Source organism: Yersinia entomophaga (genome assembly GCF_001656035.1).
In the GTDB taxonomy this organism is placed as follows: domain Bacteria; phylum Pseudomonadota; class Gammaproteobacteria; order Enterobacterales; family Enterobacteriaceae; genus Yersinia; species Yersinia entomophaga.
In genome coordinates this window covers 2,839,929-2,865,134 of sequence record NZ_CP010029.1, presented here as the reverse complement: position 1 = coordinate 2,865,134, position 25,206 = coordinate 2,839,929, and the positions used below count along the sequence as shown (strand labels likewise).

The window sequence follows — 25,206 nt, the reverse complement described above, 5'->3', positions numbered from 1 at the left end:
GTAAATCATTCACCGGGCTGCTTCAACGGAGCAACCAGGGTTGTTTCTGTCCGCCGTGGCCACCATCGATGACCAATTGCGGAAAACATTGCACCTGCCACCACCACAAACGCCCCTACGTAGCCCACGGCATTGAGGGGAGGTGCGGCAAACATATCTGGCCACGCCAGCGCTAATAAATTTGAAAAAATCAGTGTAAACAACGGAGTCAGCGTCACTAAAGCGCTTACCTGCGCCGCCTGCCAACGCGCCATGGCCTCAGCCAAAGCTCCGTATCCAACCAGGGTGTTAACCCCGCAGAACAGCAGACACGCCAGTTGCCATCCACTTAACTGAAAAATAACGCCGGGTTTGGCCAGCGGAAACAGAACCAGTGCACATAAAGTGTACAACAAGACGAGGATCTGTTGCGATGCCATGCGTCTTAATAGCACCTTCTGAGCGACACCGTAGCTCACCCAAACCATAGCGGCGCACACGCCTAATGCCACGCCGAGGGTGTAATCCGTCAGTCTGGTAAAGATTTCCAGCAGGCTGGTGTTAAAAAAGAGCATCAAACCGCAAATCAGCATCGCTGCGCCGATAACCTGCGTAATTCGCATGCGCTCTTTTAAAATCAGCACACTGGCGATCATCATCCCAACCGGTGACAACTGTCCGATAACCTGAGACGCCGTCGGGCTAAGATACTGTAGCGATGAGCTGAAAAAGAGAAAGTTCCCCAGCAAACCGCAGGTGGCAATAACCAATAACAACAACCACCGAGGTTGACGAAATAACGTGAGAGAAGGCAATTGCCGTCTGGAGGCCAAAATCAATCCCAGGCCCAAAGACGCAAGCGTAAAGCGGTACCAGACGATGGTAAAAGGGTCCATCACTTCAAGTACTTGCTTCATTGCTATCGGCAGAATACCCCAGAATACGGCAGTCGTTAACGCAAGAAGAATGCCTAAACCGGCCTGCTGTTTCGTATTCATGACTTCACTCAGGTAAGGTCAACCCAGAAATGTAAAAAGCCCCGCAACAAAATTGCAGGGCTTACATCTATTAGCAGGACGCGAAAAACTTATTCAGCTTCGATGCTGATAAATTTACGGTTTTTCGGGCCTTTAACTTCGAACTTGACTTTACCGTCAGCCAAAGCAAACAGAGTGTGGTCTTTACCGCAACCTACGTTGATGCCAGCGTGGAATTTAGTACCACGTTGACGAACGATGATGCTGCCTGCCAATACTGCTTCGCCGCCAAAACGCTTAACGCCTAGACGTTTACTTTCGGAGTCACGACCGTTACGAGTCGAGCCACCAGCCTTTTTATGTGCCATTTGTCCGCTCTCCTAAAACTTAAGCGCTGATACCGGTGATTTTAACATCAGTGAACCACTGACGGTGACCTTGCTGCTTACGGTAGTGCTTACGACGACGGAATTTAACAATCTTAATTTTGTCGCCACGACCGTGAGCAACTACTTCAGCTTTGACCAGACCGCCATTGACTAAAGGAGCGCCGATATTGATTTCTTCACCGTTAGCGATCATCAGAACTTGGTCAAACTCAATTGTTTCACCAGTTGCGATGTCCAGCTTTTCCAAGCGAACGGTTTGACCTTCGCTTACTCGGTGTTGTTTACCACCACTTTGGAAAACCGCGTACATATAAAACTCCGCTTTCCGTGCACCCTACTTAAGTAGTCCAGAGCGCACTATAAATATTCATATTAGGGCGCGAATTCTACGCAAAAACGGATCGGATGACAAGCGCAGAATAGCTGCAAACGAAGAAAAAAAGCGCAGTTTCTTACATGTCATTTATTTAACGCGTTTTTCAAGTACAATCATGGTCTCAGGGAACGTCATGTAATAATGTTAGCGGCGATGTCATCGTAGTTAAAGAGAAAAACAGCTGAATAAAACAATGAACCTAGAAAAGATTATCGAGTTAACCGCGCAGGATATGGCGGCCGTGAACGCAACAATTCTCGACCAGTTGAACTCCGATGTAACGCTCATCAATCAATTGGGTTACTACATTATCAGCGGTGGCGGGAAACGTATTCGCCCCATGATTGCGGTGCTGGTTGCCCGAGCGCTGGGTTATCAGGGCGATAAACATGTCACTATCGCCGCATTAATTGAATTTATTCATACTGCAACATTATTACACGATGACGTTGTTGATGAATCCGATATGCGTCGCGGTAAAGCGACGGCTAATGCCGCCTTTGGTAACGCCGCCAGCGTGCTGGTTGGTGATTTCATTTACACCCGCTCTTTCCAGATGATGACCAGTCTGGGTTCTCTACGCGTGCTGCAATTGATGTCAGAGGCCACCAACGTGATTGCTGAGGGTGAAGTTCTGCAATTAATGAATTGTAATAACCCAGATATTACCGAAGAAAGCTATATGCGGGTGATTTACAGTAAAACGGCCCGCCTGTTTGAAGCAGCCTCTCAATCTTCCGCCATTCTTGCCGACGCAACCCCAGAGCAGGAAATTGCCCTGCAGGATTATGGCCGCTATCTTGGCACTGCATTCCAGCTTATCGACGATTTGTTAGATTACAGCTCCGATGGCTCCACTCTCGGTAAAAATACCGGTGACGACCTAAATGAAGGTAAACCGACTTTGCCGCTGCTGCATGCCATGAATAACGGGAATCCCGAGCAGTCTGCCCTGATCCGCAAAGCGATTGAAGAAGGAAATGGTCGCCATTTGCTGGAACCCGTTCTGGAAACCATGCGCCAATGTGGCTCTCTGGATTATACGCGTCAGCGTGCGGAAGAAGAGGCTGACAAGGCAATTGCCGCATTGCAGATATTGCCAGAAACTCCGCATCGATTAGCGCTGGAAGGTTTAGCGCATATAGCCGTACAGCGAGATTTTTGAGAAACTTAAAGAAACAACCCGGAAGTTAAATAACGACTGGGTTGTTTTCCTGATTTATCGCTAACGATTAACCAAACGCGCCATTAATGTTGCGACGCCCTCACGGAAAATAAACGCAATAATTTGATCGCGTTCTTCCTCCGTCAACTGGTAATAAGCTTCAATCCAAACCTGCAAAGGGTCCTGTCTGGCAACGATATATTCCGCAGGTTCCTCCCTCATCCTTATCATATCCAGCACTTGCCCAGGCAAGCTATCAACATGATATTCAATAGCTTTACCTTGAACTCCACGTCGGCGGCGTAGTTCCCAGCCTTCGCGTCTGGCCATCTGGTTGATTCCTTGTGGCGAGGAGGGTAATCCTGCGATGCCTGTTAATTCCCTGGCTGAAAACCACTGTTTCTTCATGGATGATCTACTCTCGGATTTACTCAACAATTCGGGCATCCGAACAGCGCAATAAAATAGATGCCCCGCTCAGCATTAATCAGGTAATGGCTAAACGCGTCATTAACGAACCAATCCCTTCACGCAAAATAAAACTGATGATTTTGTCGCGCTCCGCTTCGGTTAACTGATAGTAGGCCTCTACCCATACCGCTATCGGTTCCTGTCGCGTGACGACATAATCTACCGGGTCCTCTTTGAGTCGTAGCAGACTAAGCACGCTTACCGGCAAACTATCTATATGATATTCAACCGCTTTACCCTGAACTCCCCGGCGACGCCGTTGTTTCCAACCCTCACGTTTTGCCATGAGGTTGATTCCTTGTGGAGACGAGGGCAACCCCGCGATACCTGTCAGTTCCTTGGCAGCAAACCACTCTTTTTTCATAGCCTTTCTTCTCTACTATGCGGTAACACGCAAAAAAGGAATTTTTAGAAAATATTTGAAAATCATTTGGAAATTTGATGTTATCCTGTTTCTAAATGATTACTTTTCGTTCGTAATATGATTAACGATACACGGTTAGTTATACCACTAACATGCCAGCAGCTTAGTAAAAAAAAGGATTAAAGATGATTTTAAGGAAATCTGATTGGCACCCTGCCGACGTTATTGCGGCACTGCGGAAGAAAGGAACAACCCTGGCGGCGTTGTCTCGAAATGCCGGTCTTAGCTCATCAACGCTAGCCAATGCCCTGACTCGTCCCTGGCCGAAAGGTGAGTGGCTAATTGCGGAATGTCTGGAGATTCATCCCTCGGAAATCTGGCCTTCCCGCTATTTTGACGCTAGAACAGGGGCCTTACTGGATAGGAAAACGCGTATTCGTTCAGCACAGTCATAACTTACTGACATAAAAAAGCCGCCGGTGCTTGCCACCAGCGGCTTCTTAGACGAAACAGTCAAGGGAAAATAACCCCCCGCTGTTTTCAATCAACAATTGTTATTTGTTGACGAAATCTACGCCTAGTTCGATATCTTTGTGCAGCACGTCTAGCATGCTTTCTAATGCATTTTGCTCAAAGGCACTAAGTTTGCCAATGTCTTTACGTTCAGCAACACCTTGTTTTCCAAGCAGAATTGGCTGCGCGAAGAAGCGAGCATATTTGCCATCGCCTTCCACATATGCACATTCAACAATGCCGCTTTCACCTTGCAGAGCGCGAACCAGAGACAGACCGAAACGCGCAGCAGCCTGGCCCATAGACAGCGTTGCAGACCCGCCACCGGCTTTTGCTTCAACGACTTCAGTACCCGCATTCTGGATACGTTTGGTCAGGTCGGCAACTTCCTGCTCGGTGAAGCTCACGCTAGGAATCTGTGACAGCAATGGCAGAATAGTCACGCCAGAGTGACCACCAATAACCGGCACTTCGATATCCTGAGGCTGCTTGCCTTTCAATTCAGCAACGAAGGTGTTTGAACGAATGGTATCCAGAGTGGTGATACCAAACAGTTTGTTCTTGTCGTATACCCCAGCTTTTTTCAGTACTTCAGCCGCGATAGCTACGGTGGTGTTCACTGGATTAGTGATAATACCGATCAATGCTTTTGGGCAAGTACGAGCGATTTGCTCAACCAGATTACGAACGATCCCAGCGTTAACATTAAATAGATCCGAACGATCCATGCCAGGTTTACGGGCTACACCGGCAGAAATCAGAACTACATCAGCGCCTTGCAGAGCTGGGGTAGCGTCTTCGCCGCTAAAACCTTTAATATTGACTGCCGTAGGGATGTGGCTCAGATCTACAGCTACACCCGGAGTAACCGGAGCGATGTCGTACAGAGAAAGGTCTGAACCTGAAGGAAGCTGAGTCTTGAGTAGAAGAGCGAGGGCCTGGCCGATACCACCAGCGGCACCGAGAACTGCAACTTTCATCCTATACTCCTTGTTATATATAATTTAAATTTGCCGTGAATTCATCTATTTACGCACCTTAGTTTATTGCGATTTTAAACACAATCTATTAACAGTCAGATTGAGAGATCACGCATTAAAAACGGGTGTGAAGTCGGCTTATTTTAGAGTAATTCGCTTATCGATTAATGATATAGCGCACATTCTTCTAAAAATAATTTAAGCATCCACAACAGGTTAATCGGCGGTTACATTACACCCTTCCATAACATCAGAACAACATCATTTTAATAACATTTTTATCACGACTGTTTGATTGCTATGCATTTAGCTTAGGCATAATAGTTAGAGATATATTTACGCTAAATTGTCATCTGCTTTGATATAAGAGCTTTTATTACTTCCTACGCATGCTAATGTTGAATAAAAATTCATTTAAATGCATAATTGGCTTCCTAACTCTCCATTCCCCCAGGTGAAAAATGCGAAATCCCGCAAAACAAGAAGACCTTATCAAAGCGTTTAAAGCGTTATTGAAAGAGGAAAAATTCAGTTCTCAGGGCGAGATTGTTTTGGCATTGCAGGAGGAAGGGTTTGAAAACATTAACCAATCCAAAGTATCACGCATGCTGACCAAGTTTGGTGCCGTTAGAACCCGTAATGCGAAAATGGAGATGGTTTACTGTCTGCCAGCAGAATTGGGAGTTCCAACGACCAGCAGCCCGCTGAAAAATCTGGTTCTCGACGTAGATTATAATGATTCTGTCGTGGTGATTCACACCAGCCCTGGTGCTGCTCAGCTTATCGCCCGCCTGCTAGATTCATTAGGGAAAGCCGAAGGCATCCTGGGTAGCATTGCCGGAGATGACACAATTTTCACCACGCCAGCTAAAGGCTTTAGTGTTAAACAGCTGCATGACGCCATTTTAGGTTTATTCGACCAAGAGCTGTAATCCCAGCCAATCAGATCGCGGCCAGTAGAATCAAGGTTCTATTGGCCTTTTACAGTACATACTCTGCATTTCAATCCCTTTGCCATCTTCGATCTGCGACAGCCTATTCCCTTAGTCATCTTCCTTTACCTTGCATCAGCCATCCTTTCCAAGCCATGCAGCTTCGCTTTTTTGCTCGTTATCATCCTATAGATATAACTAGCCTCTGAGCTATTTCCCAAGAGGCATACTGCATGTAGTGAATATCACTGGATTTTCTCATCTAACCGGCACGGAAAATGACCCTTTTTCATTAAACAGCGAATACACGCTAAAATTTTCGCACTTTTGGTCAAAAACACCCACTCATTTGAAATATCTACTTTTTTGCCTCAATCACTCATTTTTTGATCGATTTTTATTCCGTTTGGTTATTAAAAACTAATAACTCACATTAAAGTCACGCTAAATATTATTAGCCCGCTATTAATGTTTCGGGTGACTAGATGTATACTCATTTCGTGACGTAAATCACATTTACGCAAACTAATAAAAGAATATTAAGAGGCCATAACATGAACATTAAAACTACCGTAGCAGCATTAAGCGTTCTTTCTGCACTGTCATTTGGCGTATTTGCAGCCGATTCAATCAACGCAAGCCAAGCGGCTAACTTACAATCGGTTGGCACCATTACTGTTAGCGGTGTGAATGGGACGCCTTCAGATATTCGTCAGGCACTGTCTGACAAAGCAGATGCACAAGGCGCCAAGGCTTATCAGGTTATCGAAGCTCGCGAAGACGGCAACTTCCACGCTACAGCAAAAATCTACCAGTAAATTCTGACCTGGCGCATCGCCTTACCAGATTCAGTCAGAATAGAAACACAATCAAAACAACAGCCTCTAAGTAGCAGAATCGATAATAATGCTTTCTGGTTGTTGGCTATTTTTAGGAAGAGATCATGAAAATCAAAAATACCATCGCTGCACTAGGCTTATTTTCCGTTATCGCGTTTGGCGCTTCAGCCGCCGAGTCTGTTAATAATGCTCAAACTAACAGCCTGACCGATATGGGAACCATCAGCGTGAGTGGCATCACCGGCGCGCCTTCTGATATTACTCAGGCACTGGCCGACAAAGCCGATAGCAAAGGCGCTACAGCGTATAAAATCATTGAAATGCGTCAGGAAAATGGCTGGCATGCAACAGCCAAGATTTACAAATAAGGGCGAATGCACGGTGTTTTAAGCGGCAAATCCCAAACAGACAAGCTTGCTCAATAATCTTTTAACTATAAACAGATGAACATAAGTCTATTGAGCAAGAGCAAGAAAAAAGTAAGAAAGAGCAATGCTAGATAATCCCTCGCTGTCCTATCCAGCGAACCCTTTGGCCCCCTTTCGGGGGCTTTTTTTATCTAAATCAGTTCAATAGCTGCTGATGCGCCTTTTTCTCCAGCGCTTCCAGCAGTTTGCTATGGATTCCGCCGAAACCACCGTTGCTCATGACCAGAATGTGATCGCCCGGCTGAGCGGTTTTCGCGATCATTTCTACCAGCGTATCAATATCAGCACTCCATGAAGCCGGTTGAATACAGGCTTCGGCCACTTCCACCACCTGCCACGGAATATGCTGTGGCTGGAACAGAAAGACTTCATCAGCCCGGCCGAGTGACGGCGCCAGCTCATTTTTGCACAGCCCCATTTTCATGGTGTTTGAGCGAGGTTCCAGCACCGCCAAAATCCGCGCTGTCCCGCCAACCTTGCCACGCAGCGCAGCTAAAGTAGCCAGAATGGCCGTTGGATGATGAGCAAAATCATCATAAACCGTTACGCCGTTGGCTTCGCCACGTAGCTCAAGACGGCGACGAGCATTGATAAAATCACCGAGAGCGCGGCAAGCGTCGGCTGGCTGTACACCGACGTGCCGAGCGGCAGCAATGGCCATCAGCCCGTTATGCATATTGTGTTCACCTACCAGCGACCAATTGACTTCGCCAACCAGTTCATTATCCAGGAATACCTGATAAGCGCTGGCATCGACCGTGACTTTCTTCGCTGACCAACTGCCGGTTTCGCCCACAAATTCCTGCTCACTCCAGCACCCCATCGCCATCACCTGTTTCAGGTGGTTGTCGTTATCTGGCAGGATGATCTTGCCTTTCCCGGGCACCAAACGCACCAGATGATGGAACTGCTTCTGGATCGCTTTAAGATCGTCAAAGATATCTGCGTGATCGAATTCCAGATTGTTCATGATCAGCGTGCGTGGGCTGTAATGAACGAATTTGGAACGTTTATCGAAGAAGGCGCAGTCATATTCGTCGGCTTCGATCACAAAGAATGGGCTGTTACCTAAACGGGCAGAAACGTCAAAATTACCCGGTACACCGCCAATCACAAAGCCTGGCTCATAGCCACAGGCTTCCAGAATCCAGGTCACCATACCGGCGGTGGTGGTTTTACCGTGAGTGCCTGCGACCGCAATAACCCAGCGCTCAGGCAGAACCTGATCGTGGAGCCACTGCGGGCCAGAAACGTAAGGAATACCGCGTTCTAAAACTGCTTCGACACAAGGATTGCCGCGAGTCATCGCATTACCGATGATCACCAGATCCGGTGCAGGATCGAGCTGAGCCGGATCGTATCCCTGGATCAAACTGATCCCTTGGTTCTCTAACAAGGTACTCATCGGTGGATAAACGTTAGCGTCGGCCCCAGTGACCTCATGCCCCAATGAGCGCGCCAGCATTGCCAGCCCCCCCATAAACGTGCCGCAAATACCAAGAATATGAATGCGCATAAATGTTTCCGTCTGATTGCATCGAGTTTGCGGCTATTCTACCGCTCAGAATCCGAGAGAAGAAATGGAATTGCCTATGAATCAATCTTAGCTTTGGGCTACACTGCGAGCATATTGTAAGTGGTTTGTTAGTAATTCGATGTTCAACCGTAGATTCAGGGATTGTGTCATGAAAACGTTAGGCGAATTTATCGTCGAGAAACAGCAAGACTTCTCTCACGCCACAGGCGAATTAACTGCATTACTGTCAGCTATCAAGTTAGGCGCTAAAATCATTCACCGCGACATCAATAAAGCAGGTCTGGTCGATATTCTCGGTACCAGCGGCGCTGAAAATGTGCAGGGTGAAGTTCAGATGAAATTGGATTTGTATGCCAATGAGAAGCTGAAAGCCGCTCTTAAAGCGCGTGGCGAAGTTGCGGGTATCGCGTCTGAAGAAGAAGATGACATCGTTATTTTCGAAGGTGAGAGAGCAGAGAACGCCAAATATGTGGTTCTGATGGACCCATTAGACGGCTCTTCTAATATTGATGTGAATGTCTCGGTCGGTACTATTTTCTCTATCTATCGTCGCATTACGCCAATCGGCGAACCCGTCACAGAAAAAGATTTCCTTCAGCCGGGCAGCGCTCAGGTTGCGGCAGGCTACGTGGTCTACGGTTCATCCACCATGCTGGTCTACACTACCGGTTACGGCGTTCACGGATTTACCTACGACCCATCGCTGGGTGTTTTCTGTTTATCCCATGAGAAAGTTCGCTATCCAGCAACCGGTTGCATGTATTCAATCAACGAAGGGAACTACATCAAATTCCCTCAGGGCGTGAAGAAATACATCAAGTATTGTCAGGAGCAGGATGATGCAACCCAGCGTCCTTATACTTCTCGCTATATTGGTTCTCTGGTCGCAGACTTCCACCGTAACCTGTTGAAAGGCGGCATCTATATTTATCCAAGTACCGCCAGCCATCCGCAAGGGAAACTGCGTTTGCTGTACGAATGCAACCCAATGGCATTCCTGGCTGAACAAGCCGGCGGTAAAGCCACCGATGGTGTGAATCGTATTCTGGATATCGTGCCGGAGAAGCTGCATCAACGTGCGCCATTCTTCGTCGGTACCAAATCTATGGTGGAAGATGCAGAGCGTTTTATCGCTCAGTTCCCAGATTAATTATTATTCCATATAGATCGAATCAAGCAGCGGCTACGGCCGCTGTTTTTTATGCTGCCACGGTTTCTTCATCCGGCTGCAGCTTAAACACCGCCATGCTGGCAGCAAGCGCATCCGCCTGCTCTTCTAGCGAGCGCGTTGCCGCCGCTGCCTGTTCAACCAACGCTGCGTTCTGCTGCGCTACCTGATCCATTTGCGTAATCGCCAGATTAACCTGCTCAATACCAGAGCTTTGCTCATGGGACGCAGCGGATATTTCTTTCATTAATGCCGTTACCCGGCTTACCTCGCGGGCAATATCATTCATGGTTTTACCAGCGGACTCAGCCATATCAGCCCCTTCCCGTACCCGACTTTGCGATTCTACAATCAACCCTTTGATTTCTTTGGCTGACTGGGCGCTTCGCTGAGCCAGATTACGGACTTCACCGGCGACGACGGCAAAACCTCGTCCCTGTTCTCCGGCGCGGGCCGCTTCCACCGCCGCATTCAGCGCCAGAATATTAGTCTGAAACGCTATGCTATCCATCACGCTGATAATATCGGAAATCCTTCGCGAACTGGTGGTGATCGCCTGCATTTTATCCATCACATGATTAACCACCGAACTCCCCTGATTAGCGATCTCAGAGACGCTCACAGCCAAACGGTTTGCTTGATCTGAATTCTCCGCGTTCATTTTCACCGTAGAAGTCAGTTGCTCCATGCTGGCGGCAGTTTGTTCCAGCGAAGCGGCTGATTCTTCGGTTCTTTGCGCGAGATGGATATTACCTGCGGCTAACTCCCGCGATCCGATACCAATCTGACCGCCAACATCCCGGACATGGCTCACTGAAGCCACCAGCGATTGCTGCATGGCCTGTAAAGCCATGGCCAAGCGCGCCAGTTCGGTTTTACCTTCGCCATTAATACTATGGGTCAGATCTCCGGCCGCAATAAACTCCAATTGATGAATAGACTGCTCCAACGGACGCAGAATAATAATTTGCAAAGCAAACCAGGCAACTATCGCGGAAAATAAAGTTATCAGCCCCGAAGCGACAATAATGGCAACTTTAATGTGTGCCGCGCTATTGGCTTGCTCAATTTGCTGCTGGCCTGCATTCAGCGCATAAGAGCGGAATTGCTGCACATCTCCATCGAAAGCACCGCTGATGCTGGAAATCCGGTTTTCCAGCGCTTCATAGTAATCGTCCGCCTTACCTGCTTTGATCGCTTCCAGCATCGGAAACACGCCTTGCTCGAGATAGAATTTATAACTTTTTTGAATATTATTCGCCAGGTCTTCCCCTTCCCCTCTGGCAGTGACCGCCGCAATAAAGCGCTTCATTTCCTGCTGAGATTGGGCCAAATCGGCTTCAATTTTGTTGGCCGTTTTCTGGGATTCATCAATCAGGCCGATTTCCATTTGCCTGACAGCCAAGGCAGCCGCGGCTCTGGCACTTAACGTCGCATTAAAACTATTGGATAACGCCCCCAGCTCCTCTCCCTGAATCTGATTAATGATCCGCAAAGAATTAGAGCTTTCGTGAATGGAGTTGATACCAATTACGCTAACAACTAATAAAATCAACGACATCAAACTCAACTGGGCGATCAACCCGGTCTTTACGGTAATCTTTTTTAACATCTTTTTTTCCCGGTTATCTGCGAAGAATGAAGATTACAAAGCGTTAACTAAAAGTGAGCAGGCATATTATTTAGATAAGTTATCGGCGTACCCGATACCTTCTTGAGCTATGGCGAGTAAAACAGGTGAAAATAGATACGATTAGGCAATGACGAGATTTCTACGCGGCTTGTTCAGCCAAATTTAGCTAATACCTCCATTATCCAGATGTGAAAAGGACGGGAATTAAGAAAAGAGTTGGCTATAATAGCCGGCACTCCATTTCTGGTTTGATAAAAGGAAACCGACATGAGCTTGAACTTAGTACCAGCAGGTAAAGACCTGCCAGAAGATATTTACGTTGTGATCGAAATCCCAGCTAACGCCGATCCAATTAAATACGAAATCGACAAAGAAACCGGTTCTCTGTTCGTTGACCGTTTCATGTCTACCGCCATGTTCTACCCGTGCAACTACGGCTACATCAACAACACCCTGTCTTTAGACGGTGACCCGGTTGACGTTCTGGTTCCAACGCCTTACCCATTACAGCCGGGTTCAGTGGTTCGTTGCCGTCCAGTTGGTGTGTTGAAAATGACTGACGAAGCGGGCGAAGATGCCAAGCTGGTTGCCGTTCCGCACAGCAAACTGACTAAAGAATACGATCACGTTAAAGACGTGCAAGATCTGCCAGAGCTGCTGAAAGCGCAGATCAAACACTTCTTTGAACACTACAAAGATCTGGAAACCGGCAAATGGGTTAAAGTTGACGGTTGGGAAGATGCAGCAGCAGCGAAAGCTGAAATCGTTGCTTCTTTCGAGCGCGCGGCCAAGAAGTAATTCTTGCCGCTGCCCCATAAAAAAACACCGCTCAATGAGCGGTGTTTTTTTACTTTCAAATCACTTTTCTTCGTGTTCTTCGTGGCGTTTGAGCCAGTCACCGCTTCGAATCCGCGGCAATCCTGCAACACTCAGGCGATAGAGATAAATCCAGGCGCTGCCAAAAGGCGTTTGAATTAGCTCACGCTTATAATCTTTGGTATTACTCTTCAGTTCATCCAGCTCGGTCATGATGGCTGAGTTTATCCGATAAACCTCGCAATGCACCTGACCTTCACCGGGAATGACCGCGGGATAATGGCCCAAATTGTACATTTCATACCCATCAAGGTCATATTCACCCAAAAGCTGAGCGTCAGTCATCCAGTGACTGTTACCTTGTTTGCGCCGTAAACTACCGTAGACAATAATTCGCATCATTAAAACTCAAACTGATAGAGCACATCTAATGCCTGATTAATACCAGACACCGCCTCCAGATACAACCTGGGCATCAATCGATAGCGTAATGTTAACGTCGCCAATGAGTCAAATATACCGACACCATATTTTACCTGTAGGTCTTTGGTGACATATCCGCTAACGACCACTTGCGAACTATCTCCTACGCCCTGAGTATCCAACGCCAGATCGCTTACGCCGAACGCCTCACCGATTTGCCCCACCAGCTTGCCGCTCTGCGCCACCCCCATGCCGATGAGCATTGAGGTCATCATGCTGCTATCGGTGCCAGAACTGCTCAGACCCTGGCCGCGCAGTAAGTATGACAAAGCCTCTTGCTGAGATTTGACCGGATCGGAGAACACCTCAAGCTGCGGCGCATCTGCCAGCCCAGTAACCCGAACCCCAGCGGTGACGCCATCTTCGGTAGAATCTGGGTTACGAATCGCTTCAATATTCAGCAGCGGTTGATCCGGCGGCCCGGAGAACAACAGCAGGCCTTTCCGCACGATCAGATCCTGCCCATAGGCACGGAAACTACCGGACGGAATATTAATTTGGCCGTTTAACCCCAAACCGCGCTGATCCTGAACCATTTTCAGATCGCCTTGCAGGCGCGCTTTCAGGCCAAAAGCGTTCAGACGAACATCATTGCCAACATGAATAAGCAGATTACTGTTAATCGGAATACCCGCGCTTCTTGGGGCGATAGGCTGAAGGTTGTTATTCAACATCACTTCATCCGGAGATACGCCAACCGCGCTTTCCGGCACTTCTTGTACCGTTATACGCGCCCACGGAATATCCACAGAACCGTTAAGAGAGAACAGCTGCGGGGTAGCTTCAAACACAATATCCGGTGATACATCAACGCGAACCATTGGTGGGATAGTGACTCGCAGCTTATTGCCTTTCGCCGCGATACGGGCACGCCATGCATCGATATTGCGCCAATCCGCGCTCCCATCAAGATTAAGCTGCCCGTTTGTGGTTCGAATCAACCCTTCCAGAGTGGAGGTCATGCCATCAAAATTCACGGCCAGACGCCCATCAGTAATATCAAATGGCATCCAGCTACCGTCAATATCCATGTCTTCAAGCGCCAAACGCCCGAAGACCAGTGGATTTTTGGCATTGCCACCAAGACGCAGGTTGGCGTTCAGCATCCCTTTGGCTTTCTCGCCGTCGCTGAGAATCGGGTTAATCATCGCCAGCGAAATATGACTGATAGCAATATTACCAGAGAGATTTCTGCGCCCTTGCGGATCCGCGACCTGCACCTGACCGTTAAACTGGCCGTTATTTGTCAGCTTAATTAGCCAATCGGCCTGAGCCCGGCCATTATTCAGCGCCGCGTTCAAATTCAGGGTATCAAAGGCCAGCGGCAGAGGATTCCCCTGAACCATCTGTTTAACGTTAACCCCTTTACCCACCAAAGAAACCTTGGCCTGAGGCAAGGCACCACCTTCTGCCCAGCTCACGTCCGCTCGACCGCTGAATACGCCGTTTAGCGTGGTATCCGGCCCAAGGAAGGGTTTAATCATCGCCAAATCAAAGCGATTAAGCACGATGCTAGCTTGCCCGCTTGGCCCAGCTTCAATGGTACGTGGCACACAAAGTTCGGCATTCGGGTTCTGCCAGCAGTGCGGCCCGATGGTGATTTTCTGCGCCGTATTGAGATAATCCAGAGCAATAGCGCGATTTAAACGCCATTCTCCAACTGGCGTGTCAAAGCGGGTATTGTTCAGATTGCCACGCCAGCGCTGCTGTTGACGATCGAAACTGCCGTCCAGCGCCAACTGGCCAGAAACCGGCTCTCCCTGAACGTTTAAACGTAGCTGATGCTGCTTTTCGCTCCCTTTGGCATCTAGCGTCAACAGACTGACCAATAAGTCGTCCTGCTTCAGTTGCTCAACCCGTACCGCCAGTTGCCCCTGAATCTGCTCAGCAGAACGCACATCGCCATCGACCTTAATCCGGCGAATATGTAGTGCTTGCCATTGCAACCCCGTCGCGGTTAGATCGGCCAAAAGCTGTGGTGCTGCAAGATCGCCGCGCAGCTTCAGATTGCCTTTAACCACGCCAGCCAAACCTGGCAGAGCGCCATCTAACTGCGGCGCGTCCACATTGGCGTCGAGAACCCATTTGTCATTCAGATCGCCCTTCACATCCAGCTTATTGCGACCCAACGCCAGATTGATACCCGGAATATGCCATTGTCCGGCGGCATTGCCGGTGAGAGAGCCTCTGGCCGTGACGCGATTCTGTTTTACGTTACCGTCTAAAGTCAGCTCTGGAACATTAAGCTGCCAGCTGCCGCCGTGCATACTGCCGCGGGTGACAATCTTGCCGTCCAGTTTCGCCGGCCATTCCGGCCACTGCTTCGCCGTATTGATGCCGTTTAGCGTCAGAACCGAGTTCCAGCTAATAGCGTGACTCCAGTCGGCTACGCCAGTTAGATCGGTATTTCCTTGCAGTGCCGCCAACCGCAAACGCGTTAGCCTAAACTGCTCAACGTTGCCTTTCCCGTCCAAAGTAATGACGGCGGGAGGAATATCCGCCCCTTTTACGTCTGCGCGAATAGACAACGCATAATCTGAGGCCTGTCCGTTAAAGCGCGTTTTGAAGTTATTGACCTGGAACTGAGCGTCGCCGGTAAAAGGCCAACGCAGCTGCTTGCTTTGTAAGGTCAAAGCCAGAGGTAAACCGGCTTTAGCCAGTTCAGTTTGTGCTTCAAGCTGAGCGCTGACCGGGCCGGACAAATTTAGCGCCACAGTGAGTTGATCCCGCAGGCCGCCACCCAGGTTCAGTTTGATTTTCTCGCCTTTCAGCGGCTCAACGTTAACGGCACTATTTACCACCAACTCCAACGGCCATTTATCTGCCAACGTAGCCTGCCCGCTGGCGGTCAAGCCACCCTGCGGGGATTTAATATCCAACGTTTCCAGCGTCACCCTTTGATCTTGCGTGCTGGCTTTCAATATCAGGCTAGTGATTAATGCTTCGGTATCGCCGGTCAAACGCAGCTGTTGAGCATTGATTTCCTGAATCTGCAAATCGACAGGCAAACGAAAATCAGGCAACTCTGGCAGCAACGGCTTGGCGAACAGGGCTTTTAACGTTTCCCCTAGCGGTTTTTCAGGCTCGGAGGACTGAGCTAAATCTTGCGTTGGCGCGGAATCAGCCACTTTCTCCGCTGCTTTTTCCGTGGCTTCTTTGACTGCAATCGCCGTGTCTACCGCCGGTTTCATTGCTTCCGGCACGGCAACTGGCGTGGTTTTCGGTAAGGCAATCAACAACCCGCTAATTTTGGTCGGCATCAAGGTTAACGCGCGTTGTTGCCAGTGAGCACCAGTGCGGAACTCGTCCAGCGAAATCGCCGTATCGTCGATGGTCACTTTGACATGGTTAATCGCCAGCAGCCGCAGAGTCATCGGATACGGCGTGCTCAGCTCGCCCATGGGTTCGCTATCCGGCGGCACAGGCTCAGAAGGCGGCAGCAATTTTGTATCGACAACCACGTCAATATCCTGCGCCGTCAAAGCGTTAACACACAGTTCGCTACGTTTAAGACAAGATAACTGCAGGGAAAGATGGAACTGGCCGGCTTTCACCGTCACGCCCGGCATTTGGTACTGAATGCCTTTCAGCGTGAGATCCCGCCAGCCGCCGCTGACACTGGCAATATCCAGCCCCGGCACCCAACGCGCCGCGCTGTTGATCAGAAAGTGCAAACCGGTAGTGGTGCCGAGCAAACCGGCCACAGTGCCGATCAGCAACAGCAAAATGAGTAAAAATGCGATACTGAGTTTCTTTAGCCAATTCATAGTTCAGGCCCCAAACCAATATAGAATTGGACTCCGTGGGTTTCTTGATCGCCAACCGGCGCTGCAAGGTCAAATTTAATCGGTCCAACCGGGGATTCCCAGCGCACGCCAACACCCGCGCCGGTTTTAAAATCGCTCTTACGGATATCGTTCACAGCTTCACCCGAATCGATAAATACGGCACCCCACCATTTTCCAGTGACGTTATATTGATATTCGATGGAGCCAGTAGCCAACTTGGATGCGCCGCTCAATTTACCGGAACTATCCAGCGGTGAAATGCTTTGATATTTATAACCCCGCACGCTGCGATCGCCACCGGCGAAGAAACGCAGAGATGGAGGGACTCGATTAAAGTTATTGGTTTCGATCCAACCGAGATTTCCTCGCGCAACGAAGCGGTTTTTCTCACCTAATGTACGAATCCACACGTTTTGCGCCTGGAACACGGCAAAATCGACGTCGGAACCCCAGGTGGTATCAGAAACGTCCACCGAGTAACGCTGGCTGTCTCCCCACGACGGCATCGCGCCGCCGCGCTGACGGGTGCGATTCACACTGGCGCCCGGATACAGCAGCATAGTGGTATCCGTAACGTTACCCTGCGTAAAGTGGTCCAGACTCCAGCGCAGATTGATAGAACGCTGCCAGCCGCTGGACATATCCCAGAAACGCGCCACATTCAGCGTGGTGGTGTCAGATTTGGTGTCATTCAGATCGGTACGTTTGAAACCGCCCTGAAGCAGATAATATTGCTCAAGTGGATTTTTCAGCAAAGGAATGCGGTAGCTAAAATCAAGACTTTGCTCAGGGGCCGAAACGTTGGCGCTCGTCGTAAAACTGTGGCCACGATTATTCACCCAGGGTTTACGCCAACTGGCTTTTACCCTTGGGCCGATATCGCTGGCAAAACCACCGCCTAGCTCAACGGTATTTTCCGTGCGGGGCGTCAGCACGGCGTCTAATGGCAATGTTTTACTTTTCTTCGCATCGCGAAAATCAGGAGAAACCACCACGGAGTTAAACCAGTTGGTGGCCGCTAAACGGCGGTTGAGTTCGGCTAAATCGTCCGAGCTGTAATCTTGCCCTGCGTGGAAAGGAACCAAATTTTGCAGGTAATCTTCGCGAATTTGTGAACCCTGAAAACTCACCGTACCGAAACGATAACGTTCGCCGCTGTCAAAATCGATATCCCAAAAGGCTTTCCGTAATTCAGCCGCTACGCCTAACTGACTTTTGATCATGTTAGCGTCAAAATAACCCCGGCGTAACGCCAGATTAGTCAGCGAACCTTTGAAGCTATCGAATTCGCCGTGGTTCAGAATTGAACCGATTTTTGGCGTGTCCCGGCGTACCAGAGCCAGATAGGAAGGATCGGTTTTCGCACCGCCTTGTAATACGATATCAACGCTGGCTATTAATACCGGTTCACCCGGAGTGACCTTCACCATTAATATTGAACGCGCCGGTGCAGGCTTGGGCTGTAAATCAAATTCAATGATGGGATCGTAATAGCCAAGCGCTCTAAGTCCCTGACGGATTGCTTCGTCCACCCTGGCACGGAACCGGCCATCGGCGCTGACTTCATCGGTGCCGATAGTTGATAATCGCGCCCGAACGTTTCTTTCCAAATCCCCGCTAAGACCTTCAACCTGCAGCCGAACATTGGCGGCATAAGCAAACGGTGTTGCGAGTAATGCACACAAAAAACACACAATAGGGTATCGAGACACGCGTACTCCTGATTAATTTTTACTTTCCTGTAAAAAAACGATCTCACCGGCTAACGGATATATGACGGTGTTTTCACACCATATTTCCCTTTATGAAGACCGATTTAAGCCTGTCGCCCCTAAGATTCTGCGTTAAGCTGATACATTAACGCAATATGCCTCTTATTGTGTGCAAACTCGCAATCAGATACAACTATCTATCCTTTAACACTGTGATAACCGGAGTTCATTTTGCTGCACAATTCAGAAAAATCAGCCGTTATTAACGCACAAGATGCCCTGCCGGGACGCACCACCCCGATGCCGGTTGCAACTACTCACGCCGTAAATGGCCACTCGATGACTCATATTCCAGAAGGTATGAAAGAAGCGATTTTTGCCATGGGCTGTTTTTGGGGCGTAGAGCGCCTGTTCTGGCAACAACCGGGGGTTTATAGCACCGCCGCAGGCTACAGCGGAGGCTATACACCAAATCCGACTTATCATGAAGTTTGCAGCGGCCGCACCGGCCACGCCGAAGTGGTGCGAGTGGTGTTTGATCCCAAAGTGATTGGCTACGACCAGTTACTACAGATTTTCTGGGAAAACCACGACCCGGCTCAAGGAATGCGTCAGGGCGGCGACATCGGTACTCAGTATCGCTCGGCTATCTACGTATTGACCCCGGAACAGGAACAGCAGGCTAACGCCAGCCGCGCCCGATTCCAGCAAGCGATGGCAGACGCCGGTGATAAGCGCATCATTACCAGTGAGATTACTGCGGCGTTGCCTTTCTATTATGCGGAAGACGATCACCAGCAGTATCTGTATAAAAATCCTCACGGCTACTGTGGTTTAGGGGGCATTGGGGTTTGCCTGCCACCGAATTTGTAGGGGCTAGCGGGCATCTGATTGCTGCTGCTATACTATCCGGGCTGTTGACACAGCCCAATGGCGGCTTTCCTGCCCGCCATTTTAACTTTTATGTATGACCCTTCCTTACGATCGCCGACTGAATCGTCGGTACGACACGGATAGATTATGTTAAACAGTATTTTACTGATTCTTTTTCTGATCGCGGTAAGTGCCTTTTTCTCTTTATCGGAGATATCGCTGGCTGCTTCACGCAAAATCAAACTTAAACTTCTTGCTGATGAGGGAGACATCAACGCACTTCGGGTGCTGAAACTGCAAGAGACGCCGGGCATTTTCTTTACAGTAGTGCAAATCGGCCTGAATGCCGTCGCTATTTTGGGTGGTATTGTTGGTGACGCCGCTTTCTCGCCGTCATTCAAAGTGGTGTTCGAGCGCTTTATGTCGCCAGAAATGGCAGACCAGGTCAGTTTCATCTGCTCATTCGTTCTGGTAACCAGCTTGTTCATCCTGTTTGCCGATTTAACCCCGAAGCGCATCGGTATGATTGCACCAGAGACAGTCGCCGTCCGGATCGTCAACCCGATGCGTTTCTGCCTGATGATCTGCCGTCCGTTAGTGTGGTTTTTCAACGGCATGGCCAACCTGATTTTCCGTTTATTCAAGTTGCCAATGGTTCGCAAGGATGACATTACATCTGATGATATCTACGCCGTCGTGGAAGCCGGAGCATTAGCTGGGGTACTGCGCAAACAAGAGCACGAACTGATTGAGAACGTTTTTGAGCTGGAATCCCGTACCGTTCCGTCATCAATGACATCTCGCGAAAGCGTGATTTATTTTGACCTGCGGGAAAGCGAAGAAAGCATCAAAGAGAAAATTGCGACTCATCCGCACTCCAAGTTTTTAGTTTGCGACGGCCATATCGATCAGGTCGTAGGCTACGTCGACTCTAAAGACTTGCTAAACCGCGTGCTGGGCAACCAGAGTTTGGTACTGAGCAGCGGCGTACAAATCCGCTCGGCGCTTATAGTTCCGGATACTTTAACGCTTTCTGAAGCGCTGGAAAGCTTCAAAACTGCCGGAGAAGACTTCGCCGTTATTCTTAACGAATATGCATTGGTGGTTGGGATTATTACTCTGAATGATGTAATGACCACGCTGATGGGGGATTTAGTCGGCCAGGGGCAGGAAGAACAGATTGTTGCTCGTGATGAAAACTCATGGCTGATTGAAGGCGGTACGCCTATCGATGACGTGATGCGCGTGCTGGATATCGATGAGTTCCCGCAGTCTGGCAATTATGAAACCATCGGCGGTTTTATGATGTATATGCTGCGTAAAATTCCGAAACGCACGGATTTCGTCAAGTATGCGGGCTACAAGTTTGAAGTGGTCGATATCGATAGCTACAAGATCGATCAGCTACTGGTTACCAAGCTCACTGATACTCCGGCTCCCATTCTGCCCAAAGCGCCGCACGAAAGCAGCGATGCCTGATTGATACGAGCAGAATGACTTGCTGAAAATACTAGCGGCCCCATTATCGGGGCCGCAATTCATTCGGCGCTACTGCTTTTACGCCTTATCAACCCATTTCTGCCTGTAGCCGTAGAACCTGGCGGTTGACCTCGGACATCACGCTATAGTGGCGTTTATCTCGTACTTTCGGTGGCAAAATCTTACCTTTGTCGAATTCAAAAGCCCCCATATCCTTGATGTATAGCCGACCGCGGAATAGGGTTTTGACATACATCGCGACTTTAGCGGGGTTGTAACGCTGGAAGATCCTCATTTTTTTGCTTTCCTCCCATGACACAAATACGCTCCGCGAATGGCCTAAGCGACCAGGATCACAGGTAGCGTAAGATAATTGCAGAGTAATAGACCTGAAGAGTGGCGCTAAGTTCCGCCAAAAGTAGTCATACATACTGTGTTTACATAAAATTACAGAATCACACGAACATAAACGGCCGTTAAGGCAGAATAACCATCTAAACAGTAACGATTACTAAAATCGGCATCAGACAGGACAGACCTCTGATCTGCACCTATGATTTGAAAACTTGCCTCAATTCGCGGCGCAAGTGCCTAATTCCATCGTTCAGCATCGTCAAGGACATCACATGATAAAAAATAGCCTGCTCATTCTTTCCCTTATTTTCACACCTTTGCTTGCCTCGGCTCATAACATTCAACTCGATCAGCGTGTGCCGCCGGTGGGTGTTAGTGATAAAGGTGAACTGGATTTGGCTAATAATAAGTTTAGCTATAAAAACTGGAATAGCTCGCAATTAGCCGGCAAAGTCCGGGTGGTGCAACATATCGCCGGCCGCAGCAGTGCCAAAGAGATGAATGCCCCCTTGATTGAAGCAATCAAGGCCGCCAAATTACCGCACGATCGTTACCAAACGACGACAATCGTCGATACCGATGACGCCATTATCGGCACTGCTATGTTTGTGCGTAACAGCATTGAAGACAGTAAGCGTGAGTTTCCCTGGTCGCAGTTTATTGTCGACAGCAATGGCAACGTGAAGAAAGCTTGGGATCTGGCCGCCAAAAGCTCCACCATCGTGGTGCTGGATCAGCAAGGTAACGTTCGTTTCGTTAAAGATGGGGCATTAAGCGCGGAAGAAGTGCAGCAGGTCATCGCCCAACTGCACCAGTTGCTGAAGTCTTAAAACAGCGACACTCTGAAGCCGGGGTTCAGGAAAGACTCACGCGGGGTATAAGATAAAGGTTTGCCCTGCCAATCATTGACCTGCGCTCCGGCTGCGACGGCCACCGCATGGCCTGCGGCGGTATCCCAAACGTTAGTCGGCCCAAAACGTGGATACAATTGCGCCTTTCCTTCGGCCACTAGACAAAACTTGAGGGAAGAACCGACGGATACCGTTTGATGCTCGCCCAACTGAGCCAGATAGTCTCTTAGCTCGTCATCACTGTGGGAACGGCTCACCACCACCAGCGGCAGTTGCGCATCACGAACCTGGATCTGCATCCTACGTCCGCCTTCCTCTTTCCACGCCTGCCCGTTCTCAGCGCTGTACATCACATCCGTCACCGGCGTATACACCACGCCCAAGATTGGCGCGCCTTGCTCGATCAGCGCGATATTCACGGTAAACTCACCGTTTCGGTTAAGAAATTCTTTAGTTCCATCCAGAGGATCGACAAGCCAGTAACGCTGCCAGTGCTGGCGAATTTCCCACGCCGGAGGATCCTCTTCCGACAACAGGGGAATATTCGGCGTCAGCGCTGCCAGACCGGCTTTAATAATATGATGCGCCGCCAGATCCGCTGCGGTTACCGGCGAATCATCTTTTTTGTGTGCTACATCAAGAGGTTTCTCTCCATCGTAGACGGCCATAATCGCCGCCCCGGCATCGCGTGCCAACTGGCAAATTTGCTCTAACATCATCCACCTCTGAAGTTATCTATCATTCTTTTCGTCGCTGTTCGGCTCACCGCAGTCCGGCTGTTACCGGTCGGCAACGCCCTTTTCCCTCTATTTATTTTAGAGGTAAATACCAAAATAAACTTCACCTAAAGGATGAATTCGGCTTGAGTAGCAGACTAGTGAATTTTGCCATTAATAGCCATCGCCAACTTAACATGTAATAAAATCAAGGGGATTAACCTGCCGCATCTGTGAGCGTCTACGCGTTAATCTGGCTGGCTTTCTGCCAAACTTCACACTTTGTTGCCACAATTAATTAAAATTACATCTGCTTTTGCGATACATGTCGAATAGCTCTCATATGGAAAGCCACAATGGAGAAAGCCATGATAAAGCGTCCCCTGACGTTGTCCCTACTCGCCTGTCTGATTGCCAGCGCGGCTCAGGCCGCTACGGTTGATTTACGCGTATTGGAAACCACCGATCTCCACAGCAACATGATGGATTTCGATTATTACAAGGATAAACCGACTGAACAGTTCGGTTTGGTTCGCACTGCCAGCCTGATTGACGCAGCGCGTCAGCAAGCGGTTAATAGCGTACTGGTAGACAACGGCGACTTAATTCAGGGCAGCCCACTCGGGGATTACATGGCAGCCAAGGGATTGAAAGAAGGCGAAATTCATCCGGTCTACAAAGCAATGAATACGCTGGATTATGCCGTAGGAAACATCGGTAATCACGAGTTCAACTACGGCCTGGATTACCTGAAGAAATCTCTGGCGGGAGCAAAATTCCCCTATGTAAATGCTAACGTGATTGATGTAAAAACCGGTAAACCGCTGTTCCAACCTTTCCTGATCGCCGATACACCGGTTAAAGATCGCGACGGTAAAACCCATAATTTACGCATTGGTTATATCGGTTTTGTTCCGCCACAGGTCATGATCTGGGATAAAGCCAATCTGACGGGCAAAGTCCGTGTAGACGACATCACCGAAACCGCGAAAAAATGGGTACCGGAGATGCGTAAGCAAGGGGCTGATTTGATTATCGCCATCCCGCACTCAGGCCTATCCAGCGAGCCGTATAAAACCATGGCTGAGAACTCGGTTTATTACCTCAGCCAGGTTCCGGGAATCAACGCAATTATGTTCGGGCACTCCCACGCCGTCTTCCCAAGTAAAGATTTCGCTGCGATTAAAGGCGCGGATATAGCGCAAGGTACGCTAAACGGCATTCCAGCAGTAATGCCGGGCCAATGGGGTGACCATTTAGGCGTTGTAGACTTTGTACTGAATAACGATAAAGGTAGCTGGCAGGTCGAACAGGCGAAGGCAGAAGCCCGCCCTATCTACGATAAAACCAACAAAAAATCGCTGGCACCGGAAAACGCCAAGCTGGTTAAAGTACTGGCCGATGACCATAAAGGCACCCGCGATTTTGTCAGCCAACCTATCGGAAAAGCCTCCGATAATATGTATAGCTTCCTGTCGCTGATTCAGGACGATCCAACGGTACAGATCGTCAACAACGCTCAGCGCGCCTATACCGAACACTTTATTCAGGGCGATCCGGATCTGGCCGATTTACCCGTGCTTTCTGCCGCAGCGCCGTTCAAAGCAGGCGGTCGCAAAAACGATCCGGCCAGTTTTGTTGAAGTCGAAAAAGGTGATTTAACCTTCCGTAATGCCGCGGATTTGTATCTCTACCCCAATACTCTGGTCGTAGTGAAAGCCAGCGGCGCTGAGGTGAAGCAGTGGCTGGAATGCTCTGCCGGGCAATTCAATCAGATCGATGTGAAAAGCAGCAAACCGCAGTCGCTAATTAACTGGAACGGTTTCCGTACCTATAACTTCGACGTGATTGACGGCGTTAACTATGAAATTGATGTGACACAGCCGGCTCGCTACAACGGCGACTGTAATCTGATCAACGATAAAGCCGAACGTATTAAAAACCTGACTTACAAAGGTAAGCCACTAGATCCAAAGGCCACTTTCCTGATTGCGACCAATAACTACCGCGCTTACAGTGGCAAATTCGCGGGCACCGGCGATGACCATATTGCCTTTGCTTCACCGGATGAGAACCGTTCGGTACTCTCTGCCTATATCAGCGCAGAAACCAAGAAGAACGGTCAGGTTAAGCCTCAGGCTGATAACAACTGGCGTCTAGCCGAAATCACCAGTTCGCAGCCGTTGGATATTCGTTTTGAAACTTCACCAAGTGCCAAAGCCGCTGAATTTATCAAGCAAAAATCCCAGTATCCCATGAAGGCACAGGGACTGGATGACATTGGTTTTGAAGTTTATCAGGTCGATTTGCAGAAGAAGTAATCCCTCCTTAAAGCGCTCTACGGAGCGCTTTTGCTCTTTCTCCCTCATCCTTACTACCTCTT

General features: G+C 49.1%; 24 protein-coding genes. 11 read left to right on the top strand and 13 right to left on the bottom strand.

Annotated elements, in window-relative coordinates:
- Nucleotides 1-5: 5 nt before the first annotated feature.
- The 3 genes from PL78_RS13040 to rplU form a co-directional block, all read right to left on the bottom strand.
- A complete protein-coding gene (locus PL78_RS13040) occupies nt 6-977 on the bottom strand; it encodes a DMT family transporter (protein WP_064516101.1) in 972 nt (323 codons plus the stop codon).
- A gap of 89 nt (nt 978-1,066) precedes the next feature.
- Nucleotides 1,067-1,324: a 50S ribosomal protein L27 gene (rpmA, locus tag PL78_RS13035; protein WP_002210179.1), complete on the bottom strand. Its 258-nt coding sequence runs from the start codon at nt 1,322-1,324 to the stop codon at nt 1,067-1,069.
- Nucleotides 1,325-1,343: 19 nt separating this feature from the next.
- Nucleotides 1,344-1,655 (bottom strand): 50S ribosomal protein L21, encoded by a 312-nt coding sequence (rplU, locus tag PL78_RS13030; protein ID WP_004722998.1) that lies wholly within the window; start codon nt 1,653-1,655, stop codon nt 1,344-1,346.
- Between the two features lie 259 nt (nt 1,656-1,914).
- Here rplU and ispB point away from each other — a divergent pair, with 259 nt between their 5' ends.
- Nucleotides 1,915-2,886, top strand: coding sequence for an octaprenyl diphosphate synthase (gene ispB, locus PL78_RS13025; RefSeq protein WP_064516099.1), 972 nt, complete (start codon nt 1,915-1,917; stop codon nt 2,884-2,886).
- A gap of 60 nt (nt 2,887-2,946) precedes the next feature.
- Here the strand turns inward: ispB and PL78_RS13020 are convergent, their stop codons facing one another.
- A complete protein-coding gene (locus PL78_RS13020) occupies nt 2,947-3,294 on the bottom strand; it encodes a DNA-binding protein (protein ID WP_064516097.1) in 348 nt (115 codons plus the stop codon).
- 79 nt (nt 3,295-3,373) lie between these two features.
- Nucleotides 3,374-3,721, bottom strand: a complete 348-nt coding sequence (locus PL78_RS13015) for a DNA-binding protein (RefSeq protein WP_049599381.1) — start codon at nt 3,719-3,721, stop codon at nt 3,374-3,376.
- 185 nt (nt 3,722-3,906) lie between these two features.
- Between PL78_RS13015 and PL78_RS13010 the strand changes: the two genes are divergently transcribed.
- Nucleotides 3,907-4,176, top strand: a complete 270-nt coding sequence (locus PL78_RS13010) for a helix-turn-helix domain-containing protein (RefSeq protein WP_064516094.1) — start codon at nt 3,907-3,909, stop codon at nt 4,174-4,176.
- A gap of 99 nt (nt 4,177-4,275) precedes the next feature.
- On the opposite strand, the gene mdh is transcribed toward PL78_RS13010, so the two are convergent.
- Nucleotides 4,276-5,214, bottom strand: coding sequence for a malate dehydrogenase (mdh, locus tag PL78_RS13005; RefSeq protein ID WP_064516092.1), 939 nt, complete (start codon nt 5,212-5,214; stop codon nt 4,276-4,278).
- A gap of 461 nt (nt 5,215-5,675) precedes the next feature.
- On the opposite strand from mdh, the gene argR reads away from it, so the two are divergent.
- From argR to yhcN (PL78_RS12990), 3 genes are all read left to right on the top strand, one after another.
- A complete protein-coding gene (gene argR / locus PL78_RS13000) occupies nt 5,676-6,146 on the top strand; it encodes a transcriptional regulator ArgR (RefSeq protein WP_064516090.1) in 471 nt (156 codons plus the stop codon).
- A gap of 554 nt (nt 6,147-6,700) precedes the next feature.
- Nucleotides 6,701-6,964: a peroxide/acid stress response protein YhcN gene (gene yhcN, locus PL78_RS12995; protein ID WP_049599371.1), complete on the top strand. Its 264-nt coding sequence runs from the start codon at nt 6,701-6,703 to the stop codon at nt 6,962-6,964.
- Nucleotides 6,965-7,089: 125 nt separating this feature from the next.
- A complete protein-coding gene (gene yhcN, locus PL78_RS12990; protein ID WP_064516088.1) occupies nt 7,090-7,353 on the top strand; it encodes a peroxide/acid stress response protein YhcN in 264 nt (87 codons plus the stop codon).
- 196 nt (nt 7,354-7,549) lie between these two features.
- On the opposite strand, the gene mpl is transcribed toward yhcN (PL78_RS12990), so the two are convergent.
- Nucleotides 7,550-8,929 carry a UDP-N-acetylmuramate:L-alanyl-gamma-D-glutamyl-meso-diaminopimelate ligase gene (gene mpl / locus PL78_RS12985; protein ID WP_064516086.1) on the bottom strand — a complete coding sequence of 460 codons (1,380 nt, stop codon included), beginning with the start codon at nt 8,927-8,929 and terminating at the stop codon, nt 7,550-7,552.
- A 169-nt stretch (nt 8,930-9,098) separates the two neighbouring features.
- Here mpl and fbp point away from each other — a divergent pair, with 169 nt between their 5' ends.
- Nucleotides 9,099-10,100 (top strand): class 1 fructose-bisphosphatase, encoded by a 1,002-nt coding sequence (gene fbp, locus PL78_RS12980; RefSeq protein ID WP_049599364.1) that lies wholly within the window; start codon nt 9,099-9,101, stop codon nt 10,098-10,100.
- A gap of 49 nt (nt 10,101-10,149) precedes the next feature.
- On the opposite strand, the gene PL78_RS12975 is transcribed toward fbp, so the two are convergent.
- A complete protein-coding gene (locus PL78_RS12975; protein ID WP_064516084.1) occupies nt 10,150-11,730 on the bottom strand; it encodes a methyl-accepting chemotaxis protein in 1,581 nt (526 codons plus the stop codon).
- A gap of 288 nt (nt 11,731-12,018) precedes the next feature.
- Between PL78_RS12975 and ppa the strand changes: the two genes are divergently transcribed.
- Complete coding sequence (gene ppa / locus PL78_RS12970) at nt 12,019-12,549, top strand: inorganic diphosphatase (RefSeq protein ID WP_064516082.1); 531 nt, start codon at nt 12,019-12,021, stop codon at nt 12,547-12,549.
- Nucleotides 12,550-12,609: 60 nt separating this feature from the next.
- On the opposite strand, the gene PL78_RS12965 is transcribed toward ppa, so the two are convergent.
- The 3 genes from PL78_RS12965 to tamA are packed head-to-tail and all read right to left on the bottom strand — an operon-like array spanning nt 12,610 to nt 18,550.
- Nucleotides 12,610-12,966, bottom strand: coding sequence for a gamma-glutamylcyclotransferase family protein (locus PL78_RS12965; protein WP_064518419.1), 357 nt, complete (start codon nt 12,964-12,966; stop codon nt 12,610-12,612).
- Nucleotides 12,967-12,968: 2 nt separating this feature from the next.
- Nucleotides 12,969-16,817 carry an autotransporter assembly complex protein TamB gene (gene tamB / locus PL78_RS12960; protein ID WP_064516080.1) on the bottom strand — a complete coding sequence of 1,283 codons (3,849 nt, stop codon included), beginning with the start codon at nt 16,815-16,817 and terminating at the stop codon, nt 12,969-12,971.
- Nucleotides 16,814-18,550: an autotransporter assembly complex protein TamA gene (gene tamA / locus PL78_RS12955; RefSeq protein ID WP_064516078.1), complete on the bottom strand. Its 1,737-nt coding sequence runs from the start codon at nt 18,548-18,550 to the stop codon at nt 16,814-16,816. The genes tamB and tamA overlap by 4 nt, the downstream gene beginning before the upstream one ends.
- Before the next feature lie 234 nt (nt 18,551-18,784).
- Here tamA and msrA point away from each other — a divergent pair, with 234 nt between their 5' ends.
- Complete coding sequence (gene msrA, locus PL78_RS12950; protein ID WP_084414384.1) at nt 18,785-19,423, top strand: peptide-methionine (S)-S-oxide reductase MsrA; 639 nt, start codon at nt 18,785-18,787, stop codon at nt 19,421-19,423.
- 147 nt (nt 19,424-19,570) lie between these two features.
- The gene (paeA, locus tag PL78_RS12945; protein ID WP_049599346.1) at nt 19,571-20,902 is read left to right on the top strand and encodes a polyamine export protein PaeA; all 1,332 of its coding nucleotides are present in this window, start codon (nt 19,571-19,573) and stop codon (nt 20,900-20,902) included.
- 88 nt (nt 20,903-20,990) lie between these two features.
- On the opposite strand, the gene PL78_RS12940 is transcribed toward paeA, so the two are convergent.
- On the bottom strand, nt 20,991-21,197 hold the full coding sequence (locus PL78_RS12940) for a DUF1107 domain-containing protein (protein ID WP_064516074.1): 207 nt from the start codon (nt 21,195-21,197) through the stop codon (nt 20,991-20,993).
- Nucleotides 21,198-21,528: 331 nt separating this feature from the next.
- Between PL78_RS12940 and PL78_RS12935 the strand changes: the two genes are divergently transcribed.
- The gene (locus PL78_RS12935) at nt 21,529-22,086 is read left to right on the top strand and encodes a YtfJ family protein (RefSeq protein WP_049599340.1); all 558 of its coding nucleotides are present in this window, start codon (nt 21,529-21,531) and stop codon (nt 22,084-22,086) included.
- On the opposite strand, the gene cysQ is transcribed toward PL78_RS12935, so the two are convergent.
- Entirely contained in the window at nt 22,083-22,823 is a 741-nt protein-coding gene (cysQ, locus tag PL78_RS12930) for a 3'(2'),5'-bisphosphate nucleotidase CysQ (protein ID WP_064516071.1), read from the bottom strand. The two genes, PL78_RS12935 and cysQ, sit on opposite strands and share 4 nt — an antisense overlap.
- Before the next feature lie 356 nt (nt 22,824-23,179).
- Here cysQ and PL78_RS12925 point away from each other — a divergent pair, with 356 nt between their 5' ends.
- Nucleotides 23,180-25,144 carry a bifunctional 2',3'-cyclic-nucleotide 2'-phosphodiesterase/3'-nucleotidase gene (locus PL78_RS12925; RefSeq protein ID WP_064516069.1) on the top strand — a complete coding sequence of 655 codons (1,965 nt, stop codon included), beginning with the start codon at nt 23,180-23,182 and terminating at the stop codon, nt 25,142-25,144.
- Nucleotides 25,145-25,206 lie beyond the last annotated feature (62 nt).

Bases quoted from the DNA above. Each gene is read 5' to 3' on its own strand.
- PL78_RS13040 (WP_064516101.1), bottom strand. From the start codon at position 977: ATGAATACGAAACAGCAGGCCGGTTTAGGCATTCTTCTTGCGTTAACG.
- rpmA (WP_002210179.1), bottom strand. From the start codon at position 1,324: ATGGCACATAAAAAGGCTGGTGGCTCGACTCGTAACGGTCGTGACTCC.
- rplU (WP_004722998.1), bottom strand. From the start codon at position 1,655: ATGTACGCGGTTTTCCAAAGTGGTGGTAAACAACACCGAGTAAGCGAA.
- ispB (WP_064516099.1), top strand. From the start codon at position 1,915: ATGAACCTAGAAAAGATTATCGAGTTAACCGCGCAGGATATGGCGGCC.
- PL78_RS13020 (WP_064516097.1), bottom strand. From the start codon at position 3,294: ATGAAGAAACAGTGGTTTTCAGCCAGGGAATTAACAGGCATCGCAGGA.
- PL78_RS13015 (WP_049599381.1), bottom strand. From the start codon at position 3,721: ATGAAAAAAGAGTGGTTTGCTGCCAAGGAACTGACAGGTATCGCGGGG.
- PL78_RS13010 (WP_064516094.1), top strand. From the start codon at position 3,907: ATGATTTTAAGGAAATCTGATTGGCACCCTGCCGACGTTATTGCGGCA.
- mdh (WP_064516092.1), bottom strand. From the start codon at position 5,214: ATGAAAGTTGCAGTTCTCGGTGCCGCTGGTGGTATCGGCCAGGCCCTC.
- argR (WP_064516090.1), top strand. From the start codon at position 5,676: ATGCGAAATCCCGCAAAACAAGAAGACCTTATCAAAGCGTTTAAAGCG.
- yhcN (WP_049599371.1), top strand. From the start codon at position 6,701: ATGAACATTAAAACTACCGTAGCAGCATTAAGCGTTCTTTCTGCACTG.
- yhcN (WP_064516088.1), top strand. From the start codon at position 7,090: ATGAAAATCAAAAATACCATCGCTGCACTAGGCTTATTTTCCGTTATC.
- mpl (WP_064516086.1), bottom strand. From the start codon at position 8,929: ATGCGCATTCATATTCTTGGTATTTGCGGCACGTTTATGGGGGGGCTG.
- fbp (WP_049599364.1), top strand. From the start codon at position 9,099: ATGAAAACGTTAGGCGAATTTATCGTCGAGAAACAGCAAGACTTCTCT.
- PL78_RS12975 (WP_064516084.1), bottom strand. From the start codon at position 11,730: ATGTTAAAAAAGATTACCGTAAAGACCGGGTTGATCGCCCAGTTGAGT.
- ppa (WP_064516082.1), top strand. From the start codon at position 12,019: ATGAGCTTGAACTTAGTACCAGCAGGTAAAGACCTGCCAGAAGATATT.
- PL78_RS12965 (WP_064518419.1), bottom strand. From the start codon at position 12,966: ATGCGAATTATTGTCTACGGTAGTTTACGGCGCAAACAAGGTAACAGT.
- tamB (WP_064516080.1), bottom strand. From the start codon at position 16,817: ATGAATTGGCTAAAGAAACTCAGTATCGCATTTTTACTCATTTTGCTG.
- paeA (WP_049599346.1), top strand. From the start codon at position 19,571: ATGTTAAACAGTATTTTACTGATTCTTTTTCTGATCGCGGTAAGTGCC.
- PL78_RS12940 (WP_064516074.1), bottom strand. From the start codon at position 21,197: ATGAGGATCTTCCAGCGTTACAACCCCGCTAAAGTCGCGATGTATGTC.
- PL78_RS12935 (WP_049599340.1), top strand. From the start codon at position 21,529: ATGATAAAAAATAGCCTGCTCATTCTTTCCCTTATTTTCACACCTTTG.
- cysQ (WP_064516071.1), bottom strand. From the start codon at position 22,823: ATGTTAGAGCAAATTTGCCAGTTGGCACGCGATGCCGGGGCGGCGATT.
- PL78_RS12925 (WP_064516069.1), top strand. From the start codon at position 23,180: ATGGAGAAAGCCATGATAAAGCGTCCCCTGACGTTGTCCCTACTCGCC.